General features: G+C 61.1%; 19 protein-coding genes. 2 read left to right on the plus strand and 17 right to left on the minus strand.

Annotation, left to right across the window (positions count from 1 at the left end):
• Positions 1-106: 106 nt before the first annotated feature.
• The gene (gene plsB, locus L6D63_RS23635; protein ID WP_047291844.1) at positions 107-2608 is read right to left on the minus strand and encodes a glycerol-3-phosphate 1-O-acyltransferase PlsB; all 2502 of its coding nucleotides are present in this window, start codon (positions 2606-2608) and stop codon (positions 107-109) included.
• A gap of 237 nt (positions 2609-2845) precedes the next feature.
• Here plsB and L6D63_RS23640 point away from each other — a divergent pair, with 237 nt between their 5' ends.
• Positions 2846-3055 carry a cold shock domain-containing protein gene (locus L6D63_RS23640; protein ID WP_047291846.1) on the plus strand — a complete coding sequence of 70 codons (210 nt, stop codon included), beginning with the start codon at positions 2846-2848 and terminating at the stop codon, positions 3053-3055.
• A 93-nt stretch (positions 3056-3148) separates the two neighbouring features.
• Here L6D63_RS23640 and L6D63_RS23645 read toward each other — a convergent pair whose 3' ends face one another.
• From L6D63_RS23645 to L6D63_RS23660, 4 genes are all read right to left on the minus strand, one after another.
• The gene (locus tag L6D63_RS23645) at positions 3149-3526 is read right to left on the minus strand and encodes a hypothetical protein (RefSeq protein ID WP_007964251.1); all 378 of its coding nucleotides are present in this window, start codon (positions 3524-3526) and stop codon (positions 3149-3151) included.
• 75 nt (positions 3527-3601) lie between these two features.
• On the minus strand, positions 3602-4411 hold the full coding sequence (locus L6D63_RS23650; RefSeq protein ID WP_131671905.1) for a putative RNA methyltransferase: 810 nt from the start codon (positions 4409-4411) through the stop codon (positions 3602-3604).
• Positions 4411-5562, minus strand: coding sequence for a succinyl-diaminopimelate desuccinylase (gene dapE / locus L6D63_RS23655; RefSeq protein WP_041072365.1), 1152 nt, complete (start codon positions 5560-5562; stop codon positions 4411-4413). Before dapE ends, L6D63_RS23650 begins: the two co-directional genes overlap by 1 nt.
• Positions 5563-5767: 205 nt before the next feature.
• On the minus strand, positions 5768-8356 hold the full coding sequence (locus tag L6D63_RS23660) for a glycosyltransferase (protein WP_095667400.1): 2589 nt from the start codon (positions 8354-8356) through the stop codon (positions 5768-5770).
• A gap of 382 nt (positions 8357-8738) precedes the next feature.
• Here L6D63_RS23660 and tcdA point away from each other — a divergent pair, with 382 nt between their 5' ends.
• Positions 8739-9557 (plus strand): tRNA cyclic N6-threonylcarbamoyladenosine(37) synthase TcdA, encoded by an 819-nt coding sequence (tcdA, locus tag L6D63_RS23665; protein WP_003222099.1) that lies wholly within the window; start codon positions 8739-8741, stop codon positions 9555-9557.
• Between the two features lie 116 nt (positions 9558-9673).
• On the opposite strand, the gene L6D63_RS23670 is transcribed toward tcdA, so the two are convergent.
• The 12 genes from L6D63_RS23670 to L6D63_RS23730 all read right to left on the minus strand — a co-directional run bounded on the left by L6D63_RS23670 (position 9674) and on the right by L6D63_RS23730 (position 18672).
• On the minus strand, positions 9674-10078 hold the full coding sequence (locus L6D63_RS23670; RefSeq protein WP_131671906.1) for a SufE family protein: 405 nt from the start codon (positions 10076-10078) through the stop codon (positions 9674-9676).
• Positions 10075-11280 carry an aminotransferase class V-fold PLP-dependent enzyme gene (locus L6D63_RS23675; protein WP_131671907.1) on the minus strand — a complete coding sequence of 402 codons (1206 nt, stop codon included), beginning with the start codon at positions 11278-11280 and terminating at the stop codon, positions 10075-10077. The genes L6D63_RS23670 and L6D63_RS23675 overlap by 4 nt, the downstream gene beginning before the upstream one ends.
• A gap of 149 nt (positions 11281-11429) precedes the next feature.
• On the minus strand, positions 11430-12464 hold the full coding sequence (gene dapD, locus L6D63_RS23685) for a 2,3,4,5-tetrahydropyridine-2,6-dicarboxylate N-succinyltransferase (RefSeq protein ID WP_007954762.1): 1035 nt from the start codon (positions 12462-12464) through the stop codon (positions 11430-11432).
• 32 nt (positions 12465-12496) lie between these two features.
• Complete coding sequence (locus L6D63_RS23690) at positions 12497-12859, minus strand: ArsC family reductase (protein ID WP_121183906.1); 363 nt, start codon at positions 12857-12859, stop codon at positions 12497-12499.
• Between the two features lie 50 nt (positions 12860-12909).
• Positions 12910-14013: a phage integrase Arm DNA-binding domain-containing protein gene (locus tag L6D63_RS23695; RefSeq protein ID WP_131671908.1), complete on the minus strand. Its 1104-nt coding sequence runs from the start codon at positions 14011-14013 to the stop codon at positions 12910-12912.
• Positions 13994-14236 carry an excisionase gene (locus tag L6D63_RS23700; RefSeq protein ID WP_083352033.1) on the minus strand — a complete coding sequence of 81 codons (243 nt, stop codon included), beginning with the start codon at positions 14234-14236 and terminating at the stop codon, positions 13994-13996. The genes L6D63_RS23695 and L6D63_RS23700 overlap by 20 nt, the downstream gene beginning before the upstream one ends.
• A 43-nt stretch (positions 14237-14279) precedes the next feature.
• Complete coding sequence (locus tag L6D63_RS23705; RefSeq protein WP_236170399.1) at positions 14280-15239, minus strand: hypothetical protein; 960 nt, start codon at positions 15237-15239, stop codon at positions 14280-14282.
• Between the two features lie 53 nt (positions 15240-15292).
• Positions 15293-15535, minus strand: a complete 243-nt coding sequence (locus L6D63_RS23710; protein ID WP_131671910.1) for a hypothetical protein — start codon at positions 15533-15535, stop codon at positions 15293-15295.
• Positions 15536-15584: 49 nt separating this feature from the next.
• Positions 15585-15902: a phiTE_015 family protein gene (locus tag L6D63_RS23715; protein WP_131671911.1), complete on the minus strand. Its 318-nt coding sequence runs from the start codon at positions 15900-15902 to the stop codon at positions 15585-15587.
• Between the two features lie 73 nt (positions 15903-15975).
• A complete protein-coding gene (locus L6D63_RS23720) occupies positions 15976-16572 on the minus strand; it encodes an ASCH domain-containing protein (protein WP_236170400.1) in 597 nt (198 codons plus the stop codon).
• Positions 16572-17057 (minus strand): hypothetical protein, encoded by a 486-nt coding sequence (locus L6D63_RS23725; RefSeq protein ID WP_236170401.1) that lies wholly within the window; start codon positions 17055-17057, stop codon positions 16572-16574. The genes L6D63_RS23720 and L6D63_RS23725 overlap by 1 nt, the downstream gene beginning before the upstream one ends.
• A 253-nt stretch (positions 17058-17310) precedes the next feature.
• Positions 17311-18672, minus strand: a complete 1362-nt coding sequence (locus tag L6D63_RS23730; protein WP_236170402.1) for a phiTE_072 family protein — start codon at positions 18670-18672, stop codon at positions 17311-17313.
• Between the last annotated feature and the right edge of the window lie 59 nt (positions 18673-18731).

An 18731-nucleotide genomic window follows, 5' to 3' on the forward strand; every position in this document is an offset into this window, starting at 1 on the left:
TTCAATGTGGGAGCGAGCCTGCTCGCGAATGCGGTGATTCAGTCAATATTTCCAGTGACTGATCAGCCGTCTTCGCGAGCAGGCTCGCTCCCACCGGGGTAATGCATCAAGCCTCAGGCAGTGGCGTGATCTGATCCGCTGCATCTTCACTGCGATGCAGCGCCACCTGACGAATCGACAGGCGAATCTCCGCCGGCAATACGCGTTTGGCTGCGCCCTCCGCCAGTTCGCCGAGCAGTTCGTGGTAGCTCAACTTGCCGGCTTCGTCGCGGCGCAGGACGTCGAGGTCGAGCATCGTCTGGATGAAATGACGGAACAGACTCTTGTCGAAGAACTCCGGGGCATTCAGGCCGTGCAGGATTGACAGGCGCTGGGCCATGACCGTGCACAGGTCTTCCAGCTCTTCGGCGCTGATGCTGTTCTGCCCGGCGTTGAGCAGCAGCGAGACGGTCATGTAGAAGCGCTGCAGGGTCTGCGCGATGCTTTTCGACAGCAGGGTCAGCAGCACAAAGTGCCGCGAACTTGGAGCGGGGCGCAGGTACACGTCCTTTTCGAAACGCAGCAGGCCTTGCTCGACGAACGCTTCCAGCCATTGATCGATTACTGCGTCCAGTTCCTCCAGGCTCCAGCGGATGAACAGCTCCGACTGCAAGTACGGATACAGCGCGCGGGTGTAGCGCAGGATCTGCTCGCGGCTCATGCGCGAAGTGCTCTGGAAGAAGCTCGCCAGCAGCGCCGGCAAGGCGAAGATGTGCAGCACGTTGTTGCGGTAGTAGGTCATCAGGACGGCGTTCTGCTCGTCCAGATACAGAATCTTGCCCAGCGCATCGTTTTGCTCGGACAGCAAATCCATGTCCTTCACATGCTCGATCAGCGCGCGGCCGTCGCCTTCCGGCAGGGTCGTGTGCGGCGAGTACGGGACTTTGCGCAGCAGCGCCAGATACAGATCCAGCACCCGCGCCATGGCCCGATCGTCCAGTGCCAGGCGGGTGGTGGACAGCAGCGCCAGCGCCACCAGATTGACCGGGTTGATTGCCGCCGCTTCGTTCAGGTGCTGCGCGACTTTCTCGCCGAGGCGGTTGGTGGTTTCGTTGAGCCAGGCCGGTTTGTACTGCGGGCCGAGTGCCTGCTGGCGCCAGTCCGGTTGCTCAGCGTCGAGGAATTCTGCGAGTTTGATCGGTTCACCGAAGTTCACCGCGACCTGACCGAAGCGCTGCTTGAGCGCGCCGATGACTTTGAAGATGTCGAAGATCGACTCTTTCTTCTTGCTCGCACCACGCAGTTCGCCAAGGTAGGTGCGACCTTCCAGCACGCGCTCGTAACCGATGTACACCGGCACGAAGACGATCGGCATCCGCGATGAGCGCAGGAAGCTGCGCATTGTGATCGCGAGCATGCCGGTTTTCGGTTGCAACATGCGCCCGGTGCGCGAGCGGCCGCCCTCGACGAAGTACTCGACCGGGAAACCTTTGGTGAACAGGGTGTGCAGGTATTCATTGAACACCGAGGTGTACAGCGGATTGCCCTTGAACGTGCGGCGCATGAAGAACGCGCCGCCACGGCGCAGCAGGCTGCCGATCACCGGCATGTTCAGGTTGATCCCGGCGGCAATGTGCGGCGGGGTCAGGCCGTTGCGAAACAGCAGGTACGACAGCAGCAGGTAGTCGATGTGGCTGCGGTGGCACGGCACGTAGATCACTTCGTGACCCTGAGCGACCTTCTGCACGCCTTCGATGTGGTTGACCTTGATCCCGTCGTAGATCTTGTTCCAGAACCAGCTCAGCACCACTTCGAGGAAACGGATCGCGGTGTAGGTGTAGTCCGAAGCGATCTCGTTGCCGTAGCGCAGGGCCTGGGCCTTGGCTTTTTCCAGGGAAATGTTCTCGCGTTCGGCTTCTTCGACGATTGCTTGCTTGACCAGTGGTTGATTGAGCAGACCCTTGACCAGATTGCGCCGGTGCGAGATGTCCGGGCCGATCACTGCCGCCTTCAGGTTGCGGAAGTGCACGCGCAGGATGCGCTGGGCCATGCGCACGGTGCGTTCGTGGCCCTTGTTGTGTTCGATCAGTTCGCGCAGGTGGATCGGCGCGGAGAACTGCACACGGGTCTTGCGCCCCAGAACGATGATGCTCAGCAGCCGACGCAGGCGCCCGGTGACGGCCCAGCTGTCGGCGAACAGCAGCTTCCACGGACTGTTTTCGCTGTCCGGCGACTGGCCCCAGAACACGCTTACCGGAATGATCTGCGCGTCTTCGGCGGCGTTCTGGGTCAGGGCGCTGACCAGACGGGTCAGGGTCGGCGGTGCACCGCGCTTGTCCTGACGGCCAAGCCAGTCCGGGTCCGGCGTCAGGTAGAAAAACGCCGCCGGTTCGATCAACGGCCCCACCGACACTGGCAGCACCGGACGCGGCAGACCGGCCTTGGTGCACTCGGTGTCGACCACCGCCAGATCAGTCAGCGAGGGGTTTTGCAGGACGTAGAACACCGGGCGACTGCGGTCGAGGTTGAGGGTGAGCGACGACTGGTTGATCGTCTCCGAGCGAACCCAGAGGTACAACAGTCGGCGCAAGGTGCCAAACACTAGACGGCGGAACGGGGAACGGGTCATACGGCTTCTGCGTGAGTTGATAAAACCGAGCAGATGCTCGGGCGGTCGACAGTTTGCCGTATTCACCGAAAATCGGCAAAAAAGCGGCGAAGTAATCTCCTGTTGAGAGTTTTTGCGCCTGTCATATACTCGGCAATCTGTCGCCGGGGCCCTTTATGGACGTCGGGCGCAGGCTGACGTTCCGCAAAGGCTTTCCTGCGAAAAGCCTGTTCAATAATAAAAAAGGAGTATGAACAGATGGCAACACGTGAAACCGGCAATGTGAAGTGGTTCAACGACGCCAAGGGCTACGGCTTCATTCAGCGCAACGACGGGGTGGACGTGTTCGTGCACTACCGCGCGATCCGCGGCGAAGGACACCGTTCGCTGACCGAGGGTCAGCAGGTTGAATACGCGGTGGTGGAAGGGCAGAAGGGTTTGCAGGCTGAGGATGTTGTAGGCCTGTAACTTTCAAGATCAAAAGATCGCAGCCTGCGGCAGCTCCTACAGTTTGGAATGCATTCCCCTGTAGGAGCTGCCGAAGGCTGCGATCTTTTGCTTTCAGGCAGTCTTCCAGGTGATTTCTTCTTCACCGTCGGCGCTGATGCGAATCCAGCGATCCGCCGTTTCCTCACCTTCTTCCTCGACCCACGTGCCCGGTGCGCAACGCACTTCCACGTTCAGCGCGGCGAAAGCTGCACGGGCGCAGGCGATGTCGTCGTCCCATGGGGTCGCGTCGCTTTCCAGGTACAGGCTGTTCCATTTGCCCACGGCCTTCGGCAGCCACGTCACCGGGATGTTGCCGGCCTTGCACTTGTAGGTCTGGCCTTTCTGTACCCAATCGCTGCACGGGCCCAGAGCCTCACCGAGCCAGGCGGAAATCGCCTTGTGGTCGACGTCGGCGTCTTTCAGGTAAATCTCGATATCCGGTTGGCGCATGGATGTCCTCACTGCGGGTCTGAAAAATCCATTCGCGGATTTAGCCGGCCCCGGGCGCTCGCCCGAGACCAAAAGTTATTGAAGAACGAAATAATCGTAGCGCATCGACACGGTGGTCACGAACGGCTCGGGCTGTTCGATCACTGCGGCGCGGCGTTCGGCACTGGCGCGCCAGCCGTGGGGTGTCATCGCCAACAGGTTGGCGCGGTCCTCGGGCTTGTCCAGCGTCAGTTTGAATTCCAGGGTTTCACTGTGCGCCAGCGCCATGCCTTCGGGCACTAATGCCAGATGCTTGTCGTCGGTGTATTCGCGCACTTCGTCGTACAGGCGTTCGCGCAGTTCCATCAGGTGGCCGCTGGTCGGGCCGACTTTCATCAGGCCGCCACCGACGCTGAGCAGGCGCTTGGCTTCCTCCCAGTCCAGCGGACTGAAAACGCTGGCGAGAAACTGGCAACTGCCCGACGCCAATGGCACGCGGGCCATGCTGGCGATCAACCAGGTGATTGCCGGATTACGCTTGCAGGCGCGTTTCACCGCCTCGCGCGAGATGTCCAGCGCGTAGCCATCCGCGCCTGGCAAGGCCTCGGCGATCTGCGCGGTGTAGTAACCCTCACCGCAACCGATATCGACCCAGCGTGCCGGCGCATAACCCGCCGCCAGCTCGGCCAGACGCTTGGCCACTGGCGCGTAATGCCCGGCATTCAGGAAGTCGCGGCGCGCCTCGACCATCGCCTGGTTGTCGCCAGGATCGCGGCTGTTCTTGTGCTGCACCGGCAACAGGTTCAGGTAGCCCTGACGCGCGCGGTCGAAGCGGTGGCCGGCGGGGCAGACCACACCGTTATCGACGCTGTTCAGCGGTTCACTGCAGATCGGGCACGCGAGCATCAGGCGAGCAACTTGATCAGGGTCTGGTAGTAGATCTCGGTCAGCACGTCGAGATCGGCCGCCAGCACACGCTCGTTGACCTGGTGAATGGTCGCGTTGACCGGCCCCAGCTCAACCACTTGCGTACCCATGGTCGCGATGAAACGACCGTCGGAAGTCCCGCCGCTGGTCGACGCGTGGGTTTCGCGGCCGGTGATGTCCTTGATGCTCGACGACACCGCGTCGAGCAGCGCGCCCGGCTCGGTGAGGAATGGCAGGCCGGACAGCGCCCAGTCGATGTGCCAGTCCAGGTTGTGTTTGTCGAGGATGTCGGCCACGCGTTTCTGCAGGCCTTCGACGGTGGATTCGGTGGAGAAGCGGAAATTGAACACCGCCACCAGATCACCCGGAATCACGTTGGTCGCGCCGGTGCCGGAGTTGAGGTTGGAAATCTGGAAACTGGTCGGCGGGAAGAAATCGTTGCCGTGATCCCAATGCTCGGCGGCCAGTTCGGCCAAGGCCGGGGCGGCGAGGTGGATCGGGTTCTTCGCCAGATGCGGGTAGGCCACGTGACCCTGCACGCCGCGCACGGTGAGCTTGGCGCCCAGCGAGCCGCGACGCCCGTTTTTCACCACGTCACCGACCAGCGTGGTGCTAGACGGTTCGCCGACGATGCACCAGTCCAGACGTTCCTTGCGCGCCACCAGACGTTCAACCACCGCTTTGGTGCCGTGGTGTGCCGGGCCTTCTTCGTCGCTGGTGATGAGGAACGCGACCTTGCCCTTGTGATTCGGGTAGTCGGCAACGAAACGCTCGGCGGCGACGGTCATCGATGCCAGGCTGCCTTTCATGTCCGCCGCACCACGGCCACAGAGCATGCCGTGTTCATCGATGACGGCGTTGAACGGGTCGATCTGCCAGGCCGTCACCGGACCGGTCGGCACCACGTCGGTGTGGCCGGCGAAGCACAGCACCGGGCCGTCGTCGTTGCCGTGGGTGGCCCAGAAGTTATCCACATCTTCGATGCGCATCGGTTCGAGGGTGAAACCGGCATCGCCCAGGCGCTGCATCATCTGCTTCTGGCAATCGGCGTCGACCGGCGTCACGGACGGACGGCGGATCAGGTCGATGGCGAGTTGGAGGGTCGGCGAAAGGTCGGCGTGGGCCGTCATGTAATAACTCCGGGGTGCGCACGGTAAACCTGTAGGAGCTGCCGCAGGCTGCGATCTTTTGATTTTGTTTTTTCAAATCTACAGCAAGATCAAAGGATCGCAGCCTGCGGCAGCTCCTACAGGATGTGTTGGCATTGAAAAAGGCGACCATTCTAATGCAAAACGGCGGCCCGAAGGCCGCCGTTTGACGTTCAACAATAACTGATCAAGCAGCGGCCGGTTCAGGCTCCGCCGCCGGTTTTGGCAGCGACGAGAGGAATGCCATGATCAGCGCCGCGACGTACGGCAGCGACTGCACCAGCAGCATCGCCACCCAGAAGCGCATGTCGTTGCTCGGAATGCCTTGCACCAGGTAGATCCCCAGCGCCGCGCCCCACAACAGCAGCATGATGAACAGCTCTTCCCGCGCTTCGGAAATCGCCACCCAGAAGCCGTGGTTGTCGGCATTTTTCGGCGTGCGGAAGAACGGAATGCTGCTGGTGAAGAAGCCATACAGCACCGCTTTGGCGATGGTGTGCGACAACGCCAGTCCGGCCAATGCCGCGCAGAACGCATCCTTGAGGTTCACGCCGACGGCGCGACGGTAGAGGAAGATGATCTTGCCGACCTTGAACACGAACAGCGCCAGCGGCGGGATGGCGAAAATCAGCAGCGGCGGATCGACCCGTTGCGGCACGATGATCATCGCCGCTGACCACAACAACGCGCCGACGGTGAAGAAAATGTTCATGCCGTCCGCCACCCACGGCAACCAGCCCGCGAGGAAGTGGTAACGCTGGCCGCGGGTCAGCTCGGTGTCCTTGCCGCGCAGCAGGCTGCGGGTGTGGCGCTTGATGATCTGGATCGCGCCGTAGGCCCAGCGGAAACGCTGCTTCTTGAAGTCGATGAAGGTGTCTGGCATCAGACCCTTGCCGTAGCTGTCGTGGTAATACGCCGCCGACAGGCCTTTCTCGAACACGCGCAGGCCGAGTTCGGCGTCTTCACAGATGCACCAGTCGGCCCAGCCCAGCTCTTCCAGAACCGAACGGCGGGTCATGGTCATGGTGCCGTGCTGGATGATCGCGTCGCGGTCGTTACGGGTGACCATGCCGATGTGGAAGAAGCCTTTGTATTCGGCGTAGCAGAGCTTCTTGAAGGTGCTTTCGTTCTGGTCGCGGTAATCCTGCGGCGACTGCACCACGGCGATTTTCGGGTCGGCGAAGTGCGGCACCATGTGCTTGAGCCAGTTCGGGTGTACGCAGTAGTCGGAGTCGATCACCGCGATCACTTCGGCGTCCTTGGCGGTGTGCGGAATCAGGTAGTTCAGCGCGCCGCCCTTGAACCCGGCCAGGGGCGAGACGTGGAAGAACTTGAAGCGCGGGCCGAGGGTCGCGCAGTAGTCGCGCACCGGTTCCCAGACTGCCGGGTCCTTGGTGTTGTTGTCGATGATCAGGACTTCATAGTCCGGGTAATCGAGGGCCGCGAGGGCGTCGAGGGTCTGTTTGACCATGTCCGGCGGCTCGTTGTAGCAAGGCACGTGGATCGAGACTTTCGGCCGGTAGTCCGAATCACCGATCACCGGCAGGAATTCCCGCCGACGCTTGTGAATCCACACGGCTTCGGCCAGTTCATGCGCCTCGGTCAGCAACACGATGAACACCCCGAGCGCACCCAACGCCAGGAGGAAACCCACCGTCAGGCTGAACCACGTGCTGTATTGCTGGCTGTAGTCGTAGCCGATCCACACCAGCACCGAACCGCAAAGGAACGCGATAAAGGTCAGGAAGGTCCGGCCGCGCTGACGCAGGGCCGAGCCGTCGATCATCAGCAGGGTCAGCGACAACAGCGCCAGCACCACCGAACCGATGGCCAGCACGCGCCATTGCGGGATGGCGACGACCGGGCCTTCGAAGTTGAATTTCTGCTGGCGCGCGGCGTTGAACACGCCCCAGTAGGCGCCGACCGAACCTTCGTCACTGGCCTTCCACGGCTGGTCGAAGGCTTCAATCACGAAGTAGTTGAAGCCCTGACGGTTGAGTTTGTTGACCAGCGTGCGCAGGTAGATCGCCTGATCCGCCGGCGACGCATCGGCGCCACCGCGCATGCGCCCGTTGCTCGGCCAGCCGACTTCGGACAGCAGCAACGGTTTTTTCGGGAACAGCTTTTTCAGGTCGCGGGCGCGGTCGAAGACGAACTGCCCGGCCTTGTCCACCGGAATGAATTCCCAGTAAGGCAGCACGTGCGCGGCGATCAGGTCGACGTGTTTGGCCAGTTCCGGGTGTTCTTCCCAGACGTGCCATTGCTCGGAGGTGGTCACCGGCACTTTCACCGCTGCGCGCACGCGATCCAGCAGCACGCTCAGTTGTTCGGCGGTGATTTCCTTGCGGAAAATCGCCTCGTTACCGACCACCACCCGCACCACGCTGCGCGAGGTGTTGGCCAGTTCGATGGCGCGCTGGATCTCGCGCTCGTTGCGTTCCTGATCGGGGCTGATCCAGATCCCGAGGGTCACGCGCAGACCAAACTCTTCCGCCAGTTTCGGGATGTCCTGCAGCGAACCGTCAACCGAATAGATGCGGATGTTGTCCGTCAGCTTGCTCATGATCTCCAGGTCGCGGCGCATTTCATCGTCAGTCGGATATTGATCCTTCTGCGGGAATTGGCCCTGCTGGAATGGCGAATAAGAGAAACCGGAGATCTGCTCCGGCCAGTTGGGCGCGGAGACCGGGCGGTTGATCAGCGCCCAGAAACCGGTGAACAGGGCGGCGATTGCCAGAACCACCACCAGGTTGAGACCAAATTTACGCGATGACATAGCTATTTCGGGTTCCAAAGGCTGTGGAACGAAGGAACGGTTGGCAAGCGCCAAAAGGGCGCGAATCCTACACCGGCAGTTCACTGCTCGTACACCGGACAGGGAAATGCCCGACATTGGGCAGTCCAACCTGATTTAAGTTCTTTAGTAACAGCTTGTAAGAGAAAACTTTGTTATTCAGTTATAGCAATTCCCGGTGGCGAGGGAGCTTGCTCCCGCTGGACTGCGAAGCAGGCCGCTTTTTGAGGGCCGCTTCGCGACCCGGCGGGAGCAAGCTCCCTCGCCACAAAGGTTGTGTGAAAACGCCTGCGTTCACCGTTCATAGCGTCAAAGATGCTCTTGGCCGTCGACGGCCCTATAATGCGCGCCGGTTTTTGGGGTAATGGTCATGAGTACAGAAGATCCGCGGTTTGCAGGCATCGCCCGTTTGTATGGCATCGAGGGCCTCGAGCGCCTGCGTGCGGCCCATGTGGCGATTGTCGGCGTCGGTGGCGTTGGTTCCTGGGCGGCGGAAGCCATGGCCCGCTGTGGCGTGGGTGAGATTTCGCTGTTCGACCTCGACGACGTCTGCGTCAGCAACGCCAACCGCCAGTTGCACGCACTGGACAGCACCGTCGGCAAACCCAAGGTCGAGGTGATGGCCGAGCGTCTGCGCGGGATCAACCCGGATTGCACCGTGCACGCGGTGGCGGATTTCGTCACCCGCGACACCATGGCCGAATACATCACACCGAACATCGACTGCGTGATCGACTGCATCGACGCGGTCAACGCCAAGGCTGCGCTGATTGCCTGGTGCAAGCGGCGCAAGATCCAGATCATCACCACCGGCGGTGCCGGCGGGCAGATCGATCCGACGCTGATTCAGGTCTGCGACCTCAACCGCACGTTCAACGATCCACTGGCCTCGAAAGTGCGTTCGACGTTGCGTCGCGACTATGGCTTCTCGCGTACGGTGACCCGTCATTACAGCGTGCCGTGCGTGTTTTCCACCGAGCAACTGCGCTATCCGAAACCGGATGGCAGCATCTGCTTGCAGAAGAGTTTTGTCGGCGACGGGGTGAAGCTCGACTGCGCCGGCGGGTTTGGCGCGGTGATGATGGTCACGGCGACGTTCGGCATGGTCGCGGCGACCAAGGCGGTGGACAAGATTGTGGCGGGTGTGCGGCGGCCGGCTGACCGAGTAAAACCTCAGGTTTGATCTGTGAGGCTGATGACCTCATCGCTGGCAAGCCAGCTCCCACAGTTATTGGGTAATTTCACCGCATCTATGAACACCATCGAACCCTGTGGGAGCTGGCTTGCCAGCGATGGCGATTAACCGGCCAACTCATTCATCCGCTGGAGCACGGCATTCAAGCCATTACTGCGCGACGGCGACAACTGCCGCGACAGTCCCAGCTGATTGAACCAGTCCGACAGGTCCACTTGCTGCAACTCGACAGCGCTCAAACCGTTGACCCGCAACAGCAACAACGCCACCAGCCCGCGAATCATCCGCGCATCGCTGGCAGCGCTGAACTGCCAGTGGCCGTCCTGCAGCTCACCCACCAGCCACACTTGACTCTCACAGCCATGCACCCGGTTGGCTTCGCATTTGTCCGCGTCATTCAGCGGCGGCAGACGATCGCCAAACTGCATCAGCAACCGTGCGCGTTGTTCCCAACCAGCGGCATTCTGAAAGGTCTGCAGCGCTTCGGCGGCGGCGAGCGGCAGGTTCATCGCAGCAACTCCAAGGCCTGATCCAGCGCGTCGAAGAAACGCTCCAGATCCTCGGAGTCGTTGTACAGTGCCAGCGACACGCGGATCGCCCCGGCCAGTTCGAAGCTTTTCAGCAACGGCATGGCGCAGTGATGCCCGGCGCGCACGGCAATGCCTTGCTCGGTGAGCAGGTGTGCCAGATCGGCGTTGTGCACACCCTCGACGATAAAACTGGCCAGCGCCAGTTGCGGCTTGCCCAGCAGACGAATGCCGTTACGCGCGGCCAGACCTTGCAGCAGGTAGGCGTGCAGCGCCGCTTCATGGGCCGATACCGCGTCCTGATCCAGCCCGGCCAAATAGTCGAGGGTCGCGCCGAGGCCGATCACACTGGCGATCGGCGGTGTGCCCGCTTCGAAACCCAGCGGGGCAGGGCGGAAGCGTGCATCGTGATAATTGGCTTCCAGGACCATTTCGCCGCCGAACTGCCACGGCTGCAGTTGCTCAAGCGCCTTGTTGCGCCCGAACAGCACGCCGAGGCCATCAGGGCCGTACAGCTTGTGGCTGGAAAACACATAGAAGTCGCAACCGAGCGCCTGCACGTCGTGCCGACCGTGCACCACACCCTGGGCGCCATCGACTACGGTCAGCGCGTTGTGCGCCTTGGCCATCGCCAGCAGCGCCGGCAAGGGTTGCCAGGCACCAAGCACGTTGGACAGCTGACTGACCGCCAGCAAGCGGGTACGCGGATTGATCAGGCGCACAGCGGCGCCGAGGTCGATCACGCCGTCTTCGTCCAGTGGCAGGATCACCAGTTTCAGCTCGCGACGCTGCGCCAGTTGCTGCCACGGCAGCAGGTTGGCGTGATGCTCCACGGCGCTGATGACAATTTCATCGCCCGGGTGGAAAAGAGGTTCCAGGCCATAGGCCAGGAGATTCAGCGCGCTGGTGGCGCCGTGGGTGAAGATGATCTGCCCGCTGTCACCGGCATTTAGCCACTGGGCTACCTTGAGCCGACTGTCTTCGAACGCCTGCGTGGCGTGGGCGCCGGGCAGATGCTGCGCACGATGCACATTGGCCGCGCCGTTGGCGTAGTAATGCGTCAGTGCGTCAAGCAGGGCCTGGGGTTTTTGCGTGGTGGCGGCGTTGTCCAGATAGGTCTGGTCTTGCCGTTGCAGGGCGGCGATGGCCGGAAAGTCGGCGCGCCAGGGGGAGGGAATCATCATAGGTTCAGCCCTGTGAACTTGGGCGGGGGTACATCGAACCTTGTGGGAGCGAGCTTGCTCGCGAAAGCGTCGTGTCATTCAGCTCTGTTGTTGACTGACCGGACGCCTTCGCGAGCAAGCTCGCTCTCACAGGGGGATCGTACGGCTGCTTAGTTGTGCGCGTGCAGCGCTTCGTTCAGCTCGATCGCCGATTTGTGGGTTTTGCACTCCACGGCACCGGTTTCCGAATTGCGACGGAACAGCAGGTCGGTCTGGCCGGCCAGCTCACGGGCTTTTACAACCTTGACCAGGTTGTTGTGCTCGTCCAGCAGCGCGACTTTGGTGCCGGCGGTCACGTACAGGCCCGACTCGACAGTGTTGCGGTCGCCCAATGGAATACCGATACCGGCGTTGGCGCCGATCAGGCAGCCTTCGCCAACCTTGATTACGATGTTTCCGCCGCCTGACAGAGTGCCCATGGTCGAGCAACCGCCGCCCAGGTCCGAGCCCTTGCCAACGAATACGCCAGCGGAAACGCGGCCTTCGATCATGCCCGGGCCTTCGGTGCCGGCGTTGAAGTTGATGAAGCCTTCGTGCATCACGGTGGTGCCTTCGCCCACGTACGCACCCAGACGCAGGCGCGCGGCGTCAGCGATACGCACGCCGGCCGGCACCACGTAGTCGGTCATTTTCGGGAACTTGTCCACCGAGAACACTTCCAGCAGCTCGCCGCGCAGGCGGGCTTCGAGTTGCAGCTCGGCCAGTTCGCTCAGGTCGATCGCGCCCTGGCTGGTCCAGGCCACGTTCGGCAGCAGCGGGAAGATCCCGGCCAGGCTCACGCCGTGCGGCTTGACCAGACGATGGGACAGCAGGTGCAGCTTCAGGTACGCCTCTGGCGTCGAGGTCAGCTGTGCGTCTTCGGCCAGCAGAGTGGCGACCAGTGGCTTGTGGCTTTCGGCCAGACGGGTCAGCAGTTTGCCTTGAACGGCGTCGATGCCTTTGACCGCTTCAGCCAGTTGCGCAGCCTGGGCGGTGGTGAAGGTGATGGCCTGGTTGCCTTCGGTGTAGCCGAGGATCGGCGCAACGGCAGCGACCAGTTCTGCCGACGGGTTGAGCAGTGGCTGGGCGTAGAACACTTCCAGCCAGGCACCTTGACGGTTTTGCGTGCCGACACCAAAGGCGATGCTGAACAGAGAGTTGGACATGTGAATACCTCTAGCAATAAGTGACGGGCTGCTTACTTGAGTGCGGCCGCGTAGATGTCTGGCTTGAAGCCAATCAGGGTTCGGTCACCGAGATCGAGCACCGGGCGCTTGATCATCGAGGGTTGAGCGAGCATCAGTTCGATGGCTTTCGACTGGTCGAGATCGGCTTTACGTTCGTCGTCGAGTTTGCGAAAGGTCGTGCCGGCACGGTTCAACACCGTTTGCCAGCCGTGCTCGTTGCACCATTGGGTCAGGTGCTCACGGTCGATACCGGCGGTTTTGTAGTCGTGAAAGTCGTAGCTGACAGCGTGTTCATCGAGCCAGGTGCGCGCCTTCTTCATGGTGTCGCAGGCTTTGATGCCGTAAAGCTGTAAGTGCTTGATTTCGTTGGGCATAAAATCCTCCCCAAAACTTCCCCAATATCGCCCCAAAATTCAGCCGGTGATTATGCCACGTCGATCCACTCAGCGCCTCGACTGTCGCGATACACGTCAGTCATGGCGGCCGAACGGTGCCCGAGCAGTTTCTGGGCATCACGGCCTTCGAGTTCATGAAGGCGCGCGGCAAGTGATCGCTGTTCATGGAAGGACGGCGGTTGCCGCCCGAAAGTTATCCCCAGCTTCGCGCCGGCTTTGTCCCGAGCCTCGGCAAATGCCGAACTGAGCGTGTCCAGCACGACAGGTTGACCAGCCTTCGCCCGGCCCGACGCCTGCGCATGATGCACCAGGTGTTGTGACAGAACGCGATCGCGGCATTGCTTGATGACGGTTGAGAGGTCCAGCCCGACCGAGTCCAGCCGCAACTCCATTTTGATCCGCAGGCGCGCGCCGGTCTTGGACTGCACGACATGCAGGAAGCCGTCGTGCACATCCTTGAACAGCATCGAGGCGATATCGTCGCGGCGCTGACCGGTCAGCACTGCCAGCTCCATTGCCCTGCGAAGCCATGGCTTCGCCGCCTCGGCGTAAATAGCCTGCCACAGTTCCAGCGTCAGCCGTTCGCGCTTGATGTTCACCCGCGCCGCCTTGGTAATCTCGACCGGGTTGGTGTCTGCCCACCCCCGCGCCTGAGCCTCGACGAACACGTCTCGCAACAGCGAGCGCATCGCCCTGGCCATCTGCGCCTTTCCTTGTTTGGCCATACCTGTCAGGTAATCAGCCACTTCCATCGTTGTGATTTCCTTGATCCCTTTCGAACCGAACTCGGCGTCCAACCGGTTGATCCGCATGCGCACGTTTTTGTTGCTGCTGGCGGACAGCTTGCGCTCTGCGAACAGATCGCGGTATTCATCCAGCCATTCCGAGAACAGTTTGCCCGGTGCTGGCGCCGGCGCACTGATGCGCTCGGTCAGCGTTGGCTTGATGGCGTCGGCGTGATTCGCAGCGACCGCCTCACGGATCGCTGCTTCTTTGTCCTTGCCCAGACCGAACACGCGACCACTGATCGGGTCGCGGTAGGTGTAATAAGTGACGCCGTTGCGGGCGTCGGTCTTGCGGTAGAGATTCGGGGGAAGATCCTTTGACCCTGTGTTACGCGGCCTGGGCGCCATTGCGTGCTCTCTCTATTCTGCTGATCAGGCTGCCGCCGACAATGCGGATTGGTTGCTGGTCAGGTTCCTGATAGTGGGCGTTGGAGTCTACATAGTAGCTGCGCCCGTGCTTCACCGGTGCTGGCGCGATCCGGCCTTCGCGCGCCCATTTGCGCAACGTGTTGGGGCTGGGCGGCGTCTTGAACTCGGCCGCCGCCCATTCATCCAGGGTGACTTTGCTCATGTGATGCTCCATGCCGCGCGTGGCGGCAGAAGGTGGTGATGGGTTATGCGAGTGGGGCGTAAGTTTCGCCGCGACGCTCGGCCGAAGCCTTTCGATAAGTCTCGTTGGTGTAGGGTGCGTCTGGCTCGCGGCGCACCAGGGTCATCTGGTATTGGGAGCCTTTGGCGCGATGCGTTCCGGCGCAATATTTCTCGATCAGGAACTGGGCGTCGTGCTTTTCGCCTTTCTCTGCCCGGCTACCTGTGCCGATCGTTCCGCCTTTCCACGACCCTTTCTCGGGGCCGGTCTCGCCATCGAACGAGATTTCAAGCTGGACGAACGTTCGAGTGGGTCGCAGCGCGCCGAAATACTTCTTCACCCAGCCAGTGCCTACGCGGTATACGCGCTTCTCCATGTAGCAATAGGCCCGGATGTCCTCGCCGTCGTAGTCCTGAAGCAGGAAGACGTAGCGCGGCATGGCGTCCTTGATAGCTGACCTTTCCTTGTAGTCGAGGCTGACACCCTTTCCCTTTTCGGTGTGTTCGATGCCCGAAGCGTCGCAGATGACATGGCGCACCAGATCGAACTCGCGCCATGGGAACGAGTGATAGCGAGACTTCGTGGTCTTGGAATCCCAAGTGCTCGGGCCGAAGTTGGTATGGATCCCGTGAGTGGTTAGGTGGAAGCCGAACTGGCGAGAGTGGTATTCGTAGTAATTAAGGTGCCCATGCTCTGCAATTCGCTTGGCTTCCGCTTCAGGGCTCAGGCTGGTGAAGGTGTGCTGCTCAGCCCACGGCTTGATGATGTTGGGGATCTTGATCCAGGCTGAGTACTTCCAAATCTGGAGTACCAGCTTGTTGCCCGGGTAGTCGCCCTGATCGCCGGAGTTCAGCGTGATACCCAGGACGCTGTCGCGCTGGCCTTTGTAGTACAGATCAATGAAGTTCAGCAGCACGAACTTGTCGTGCCATGGGTTCGCCCGGAAAACATTGCGGGACCACCAAGCTTTGATGATTTCGAACATGCACGAATACCTCGCCCGCCGTACACCGGCAGGCTGTTGAGTTGGGGGAGGGGTTACGAAGTGGCGCCGAGGCGGCCTGTGATTCGCTCGCGCCAAGTCAGGCGACGGGGGAGGTATTCGGTGTCATCGATCGGGACGACCACATATGCGCATCTTTCGAAGTCGGCATCGCGCTTATCCTTCAGCCAGCAAGCTTCCTTCTGCGCATCCTCCATGGTGATGGAATCGAGTTCGTGCACGTTGAATCCGTTGCTGTGCACATGCCAGCCGTGAATCACCGCAACAAAACGACTCATCGCCACGGCCCCTTGTAGATGAGGTAGACCATGTAGAGCGGGGCGAAGATCATAATTTCACCCTTAGGCCGGCGGCTTCGATGGCTTTAGAGCAGGCATGTCGCATACCTTTCGCTGCGTGGTAGGCGTCCATGTAACTGTCGTCGATGGCTTCTTCTGGCTCATCAGGCTCTGGATATGGAGGCGGCAACTCGACCACCATCGCAGCGCGAGAAGCCTGCCAAGCCACCCATGCGGTTTGTGTCCAAATCATTGAATAACGGTCGTGGTGCTCATCCTTCATAAGCCCGAGAAGCGTTCCGACTCCGCGCACTTCGGCCTCCTCGGCGGCCCACTCCTCAAACTCATCACGCATTAGATTGCTCATCCGATCACCGCCTTTATGGTCAGTACCAATGGAAGCCAGAAGAAGAGGGCGTAGCCGAGTACGCACTTGCTGATCATGGCTGCACCCGTTTGAACTCGACGACCCAGACCCACGGGTTGGCGTCCCAGTCGCCGCCAGTCGATTGCCACAGATCACGGAAGGCTGGTACCGGGTACTTGTGGCAGGCCCCGCCTTCGTCGCTCGCACACCATTCGCGGAGGGGGCCGCGGTGAACACCTTCAGCGACGGCCTGTTCGTAGGTGATGTCCTGCAGCCGCTCGACGCGCACGTCGGTGATCTCCAGCAGGATGCGGCTTGCCGCCCGCGGCATGTGAATCGAAGGCTTCCATGACTCGCTATCGGTGAACTTCCCACCGCCGATGCACTTCGGGAACTCCCCGTCAGCGCGGTAGTAATAAACGCCTTCCGCCCCGCCAGGGTTGGTGCGATTGAACGTCTCGCGGACATACAGTCGGTCGCCGGGCTTGCCGAAGGGGCAGAGGCTGTTCGCCGGGTCTGCGACGTACTCAGGCGTGAATTCTTCTAGCCATTTCAGGCCGGCGCCTTTCACCGGCCGCCGAGTGACCGTCTTCCGGCCATCCAGAATGGCGCGCACCATCGGGGCCGAGAACAGAATCGGCCGTTCTTTCGGTTTGGTTGAAATGGTCATCAGCAGTCCGTCCAGTTGAGCTGTTTGATGTAGTCGCCGCCCGAGCACAGATGCTCGTCGTTGATCGCCTCAATTTCTTTGATGTCGGCCAGAACTGCTTTCGCACGCTCAAGGGCAAGCTCAGCGTGCCCAAGTTGGTGCCGTTTGCGCGCCTTGTAGGAGGCGAGCGCTTTTTCTTTTTCTGGGTACGCGAATCGCCGCCACGAATCCTTCGATACCCGCTTCGCGTCCTTGAAGGTCTTTCCTGTGGCCGTCTGCCTCGCCCGCGCCCATCCTTCCGAGCCTTCGGGAACGATCCAGTAGCAATGCTCGCTTTCCCGGATCACAACGAATTTTCGGCAGACGATAGTTACGCCTTCCGGACCGATGTGGTCGACGTAGCGAAAGTGGTCTGGCCCTGTTTGTTGCTTTTCTTCAGACATGACTTCGTCCTTGCCGCTATAGCGGCTGACTTTGAAAGGATAGGGAGTTACCGCTTCGTACATGGAGTGTTGCCCGCCTTGACCCAGCGCCGGACACGGAACTCGCAGCCACTTACCAGGCACACACCATTGGCGAAGCCCAAGTGCGTCTTCGATGTTCCGCACCCGCATGAGCATTTTGGTTTGCGCCCACGTCGCTTTGGCCGCTGCTCGATATACCGTATGTGCCCTGGCAGACCACCAACCTGCCCCCAGTCAGAGGTTCCGCCGCGCATCGCCGCACAGCGCGCGGCGGGCGACAGACTCTTGAGATCGATCATGGCTTCACCATTTCGTCAGGATCGAATCCGAATCGACGGCAGAGTGCATGCGCGACTCCAGACCCGCAACAGAAAGCGTCCATTATCGCTACCCAGCGCTGAGTGCCGCGCCGGTGAGTTCCGGTCGCAGCTCTAACAGCTTGACCGACCAACTCATGCTCGCTGAACTCACAACCTGACAGCGTGATCTTGCGGCTTTCGAGCGGTTGGGACCCCAACTCATCAACCTGCTGATCCGCTGCGTTCAGGCGCTGCTGCAGGGCGTCGCGCTCGCCCGTGAGTCGCTGGTTTTCGTCCTTCAACTTCTTGATTTCGTGCAGCGCCGGGCCCGCTCCGCCTACGATGTGCGTTTCCTCCGAGATGCCCAGGGATTTGTCGATCACAGCCAGGCTCTCAATTGCCGTCATGAACATGCGCTGGTAATTAGGCTCGAATGCCGGCGCCGCTTTTTGTTGGCGCAGTGCTTGCTGCACAGCTTCAACAATCAGGCGCAGGTAGGTGTAATCGTGGTTCTCCTCGACGGCCTTCCCGTCGAGGGGATAATGCCATTCGTCCCCGAACAGCAAGGTCAGCAGCGCGCTCTGATGCCAGCACTCGCTTGGGCTTTCGATGCTGAGCAGAACGTCGATGTCATCCCAAAGCTGTCGGGCTTCGCTTTTGCTCAGATCGCCAAGTTCCCAATCGTGGCGTCCGGTCTGTTGCCGCCGACGCTGAACGATGCACTTCTTTGCAAGGGCGTGCAGCGCGTTGCCACTGAATACCGTGGGACTGATGCCCCGATCCAGGCAGTTGAGGACGTAGTCCCAGCCGCAGTCGGCGACAAACTCCGCCACGGTGCGCGGCCCCATGCCACCCCAGTACGCGCTCCAACTCTTGTCCCAGCAGTTGATGGTGATCTTGCCCTGGGCAGTTTCGTAGTTCGGGTTGTCGTCGGTTGGGACGGCGCGGCGGCCGAAGTCCTCAAGGAAAACGGTGATCGGGTCGAGCCTCGGCGCGCCCGTGATTACCAGCTTTGTCACGGTCGAGCGCTCAGTATGCAGCGCCGTTCCTGATCCTCCTGGAGCTGGCGAGAGGTCGTGCCAGGCGTCGACCTCGAACTCGGCAGGGCGCAGGCCAAGGTGGCTACCGTCTGGCATCACCGCTGCGACGGCGCCGTGGCTATTCGTCCACACCAGATACGTCTGGCCAGCTTTTGCCACCGGTGCATCACCCTTGATGTAGGCGAGCCCTATGCCTGGCATTGGATCGGCGGTAACGGTTTTGAGCATTCGGACCGCGCGCGGCACTCGGTCGCCAAACGGGTAGCTGGTGCTGCGCTCGTGCAGCGCTGGGCAATCGATGATGTTTTCTTTGGGCATGGGGCTATTTCCCGTGGTTGGAGTGGTAGCCGTTCTGGCTTTCGAATGACTTGCGGGCT

The sequence above is a fragment of the Pseudomonas parakoreensis genome (assembly GCF_021602155.1).
GTDB classification, from domain to species: Bacteria; Pseudomonadota; Gammaproteobacteria; order Pseudomonadales; family Pseudomonadaceae; genus Aquipseudomonas; species Aquipseudomonas parakoreensis.

What these genes read in the sequence shown, in the direction of transcription:
- L6D63_RS23720 (WP_236170400.1), bottom strand. Translation starts at nt 16,572, where the DNA reads ATGACCATTTCAACCAAACCGAAAGAACGGCCGATTCTGTTCTCGGCC.
- L6D63_RS23695 (WP_131671908.1), bottom strand. Translation starts at nt 14,013, where the DNA reads ATGGCGCCCAGGCCGCGTAACACAGGGTCAAAGGATCTTCCCCCGAAT.
- L6D63_RS23650 (WP_131671905.1), bottom strand. Translation starts at nt 4,411, where the DNA reads ATGCTCGCGTGCCCGATCTGCAGTGAACCGCTGAACAGCGTCGATAAC.
- L6D63_RS23700 (WP_083352033.1), bottom strand. Translation starts at nt 14,236, where the DNA reads ATGAGCAAAGTCACCCTGGATGAATGGGCGGCGGCCGAGTTCAAGACG.
- L6D63_RS23705 (WP_236170399.1), bottom strand. Translation starts at nt 15,239, where the DNA reads ATGTTCGAAATCATCAAAGCTTGGTGGTCCCGCAATGTTTTCCGGGCG.
- plsB (WP_047291844.1), bottom strand. Translation starts at nt 2,608, where the DNA reads ATGACCCGTTCCCCGTTCCGCCGTCTAGTGTTTGGCACCTTGCGCCGA.
- tcdA (WP_003222099.1), top strand. Translation starts at nt 8,739, where the DNA reads ATGGTCATGAGTACAGAAGATCCGCGGTTTGCAGGCATCGCCCGTTTG.
- L6D63_RS23670 (WP_131671906.1), bottom strand. Translation starts at nt 10,078, where the DNA reads ATGAACCTGCCGCTCGCCGCCGCCGAAGCGCTGCAGACCTTTCAGAAT.
- L6D63_RS23730 (WP_236170402.1), bottom strand. Translation starts at nt 18,672, where the DNA reads ATGCCCAAAGAAAACATCATCGATTGCCCAGCGCTGCACGAGCGCAGC.
- L6D63_RS23660 (WP_095667400.1), bottom strand. Translation starts at nt 8,356, where the DNA reads ATGTCATCGCGTAAATTTGGTCTCAACCTGGTGGTGGTTCTGGCAATC.
- L6D63_RS23725 (WP_236170401.1), bottom strand. Translation starts at nt 17,057, where the DNA reads ATGTACGAAGCGGTAACTCCCTATCCTTTCAAAGTCAGCCGCTATAGC.
- L6D63_RS23715 (WP_131671911.1), bottom strand. Translation starts at nt 15,902, where the DNA reads ATGAGCAATCTAATGCGTGATGAGTTTGAGGAGTGGGCCGCCGAGGAG.
- L6D63_RS23690 (WP_121183906.1), bottom strand. Translation starts at nt 12,859, where the DNA reads ATGCCCAACGAAATCAAGCACTTACAGCTTTACGGCATCAAAGCCTGC.
- L6D63_RS23640 (WP_047291846.1), top strand. Translation starts at nt 2,846, where the DNA reads ATGGCAACACGTGAAACCGGCAATGTGAAGTGGTTCAACGACGCCAAG.
- L6D63_RS23710 (WP_131671910.1), bottom strand. Translation starts at nt 15,535, where the DNA reads ATGAGTCGTTTTGTTGCGGTGATTCACGGCTGGCATGTGCACAGCAAC.
- dapD (WP_007954762.1), bottom strand. Translation starts at nt 12,464, where the DNA reads ATGTCCAACTCTCTGTTCAGCATCGCCTTTGGTGTCGGCACGCAAAAC.
- dapE (WP_041072365.1), bottom strand. Translation starts at nt 5,562, where the DNA reads ATGACGGCCCACGCCGACCTTTCGCCGACCCTCCAACTCGCCATCGAC.
- L6D63_RS23645 (WP_007964251.1), bottom strand. Translation starts at nt 3,526, where the DNA reads ATGCGCCAACCGGATATCGAGATTTACCTGAAAGACGCCGACGTCGAC.
- L6D63_RS23675 (WP_131671907.1), bottom strand. Translation starts at nt 11,280, where the DNA reads ATGATGATTCCCTCCCCCTGGCGCGCCGACTTTCCGGCCATCGCCGCC.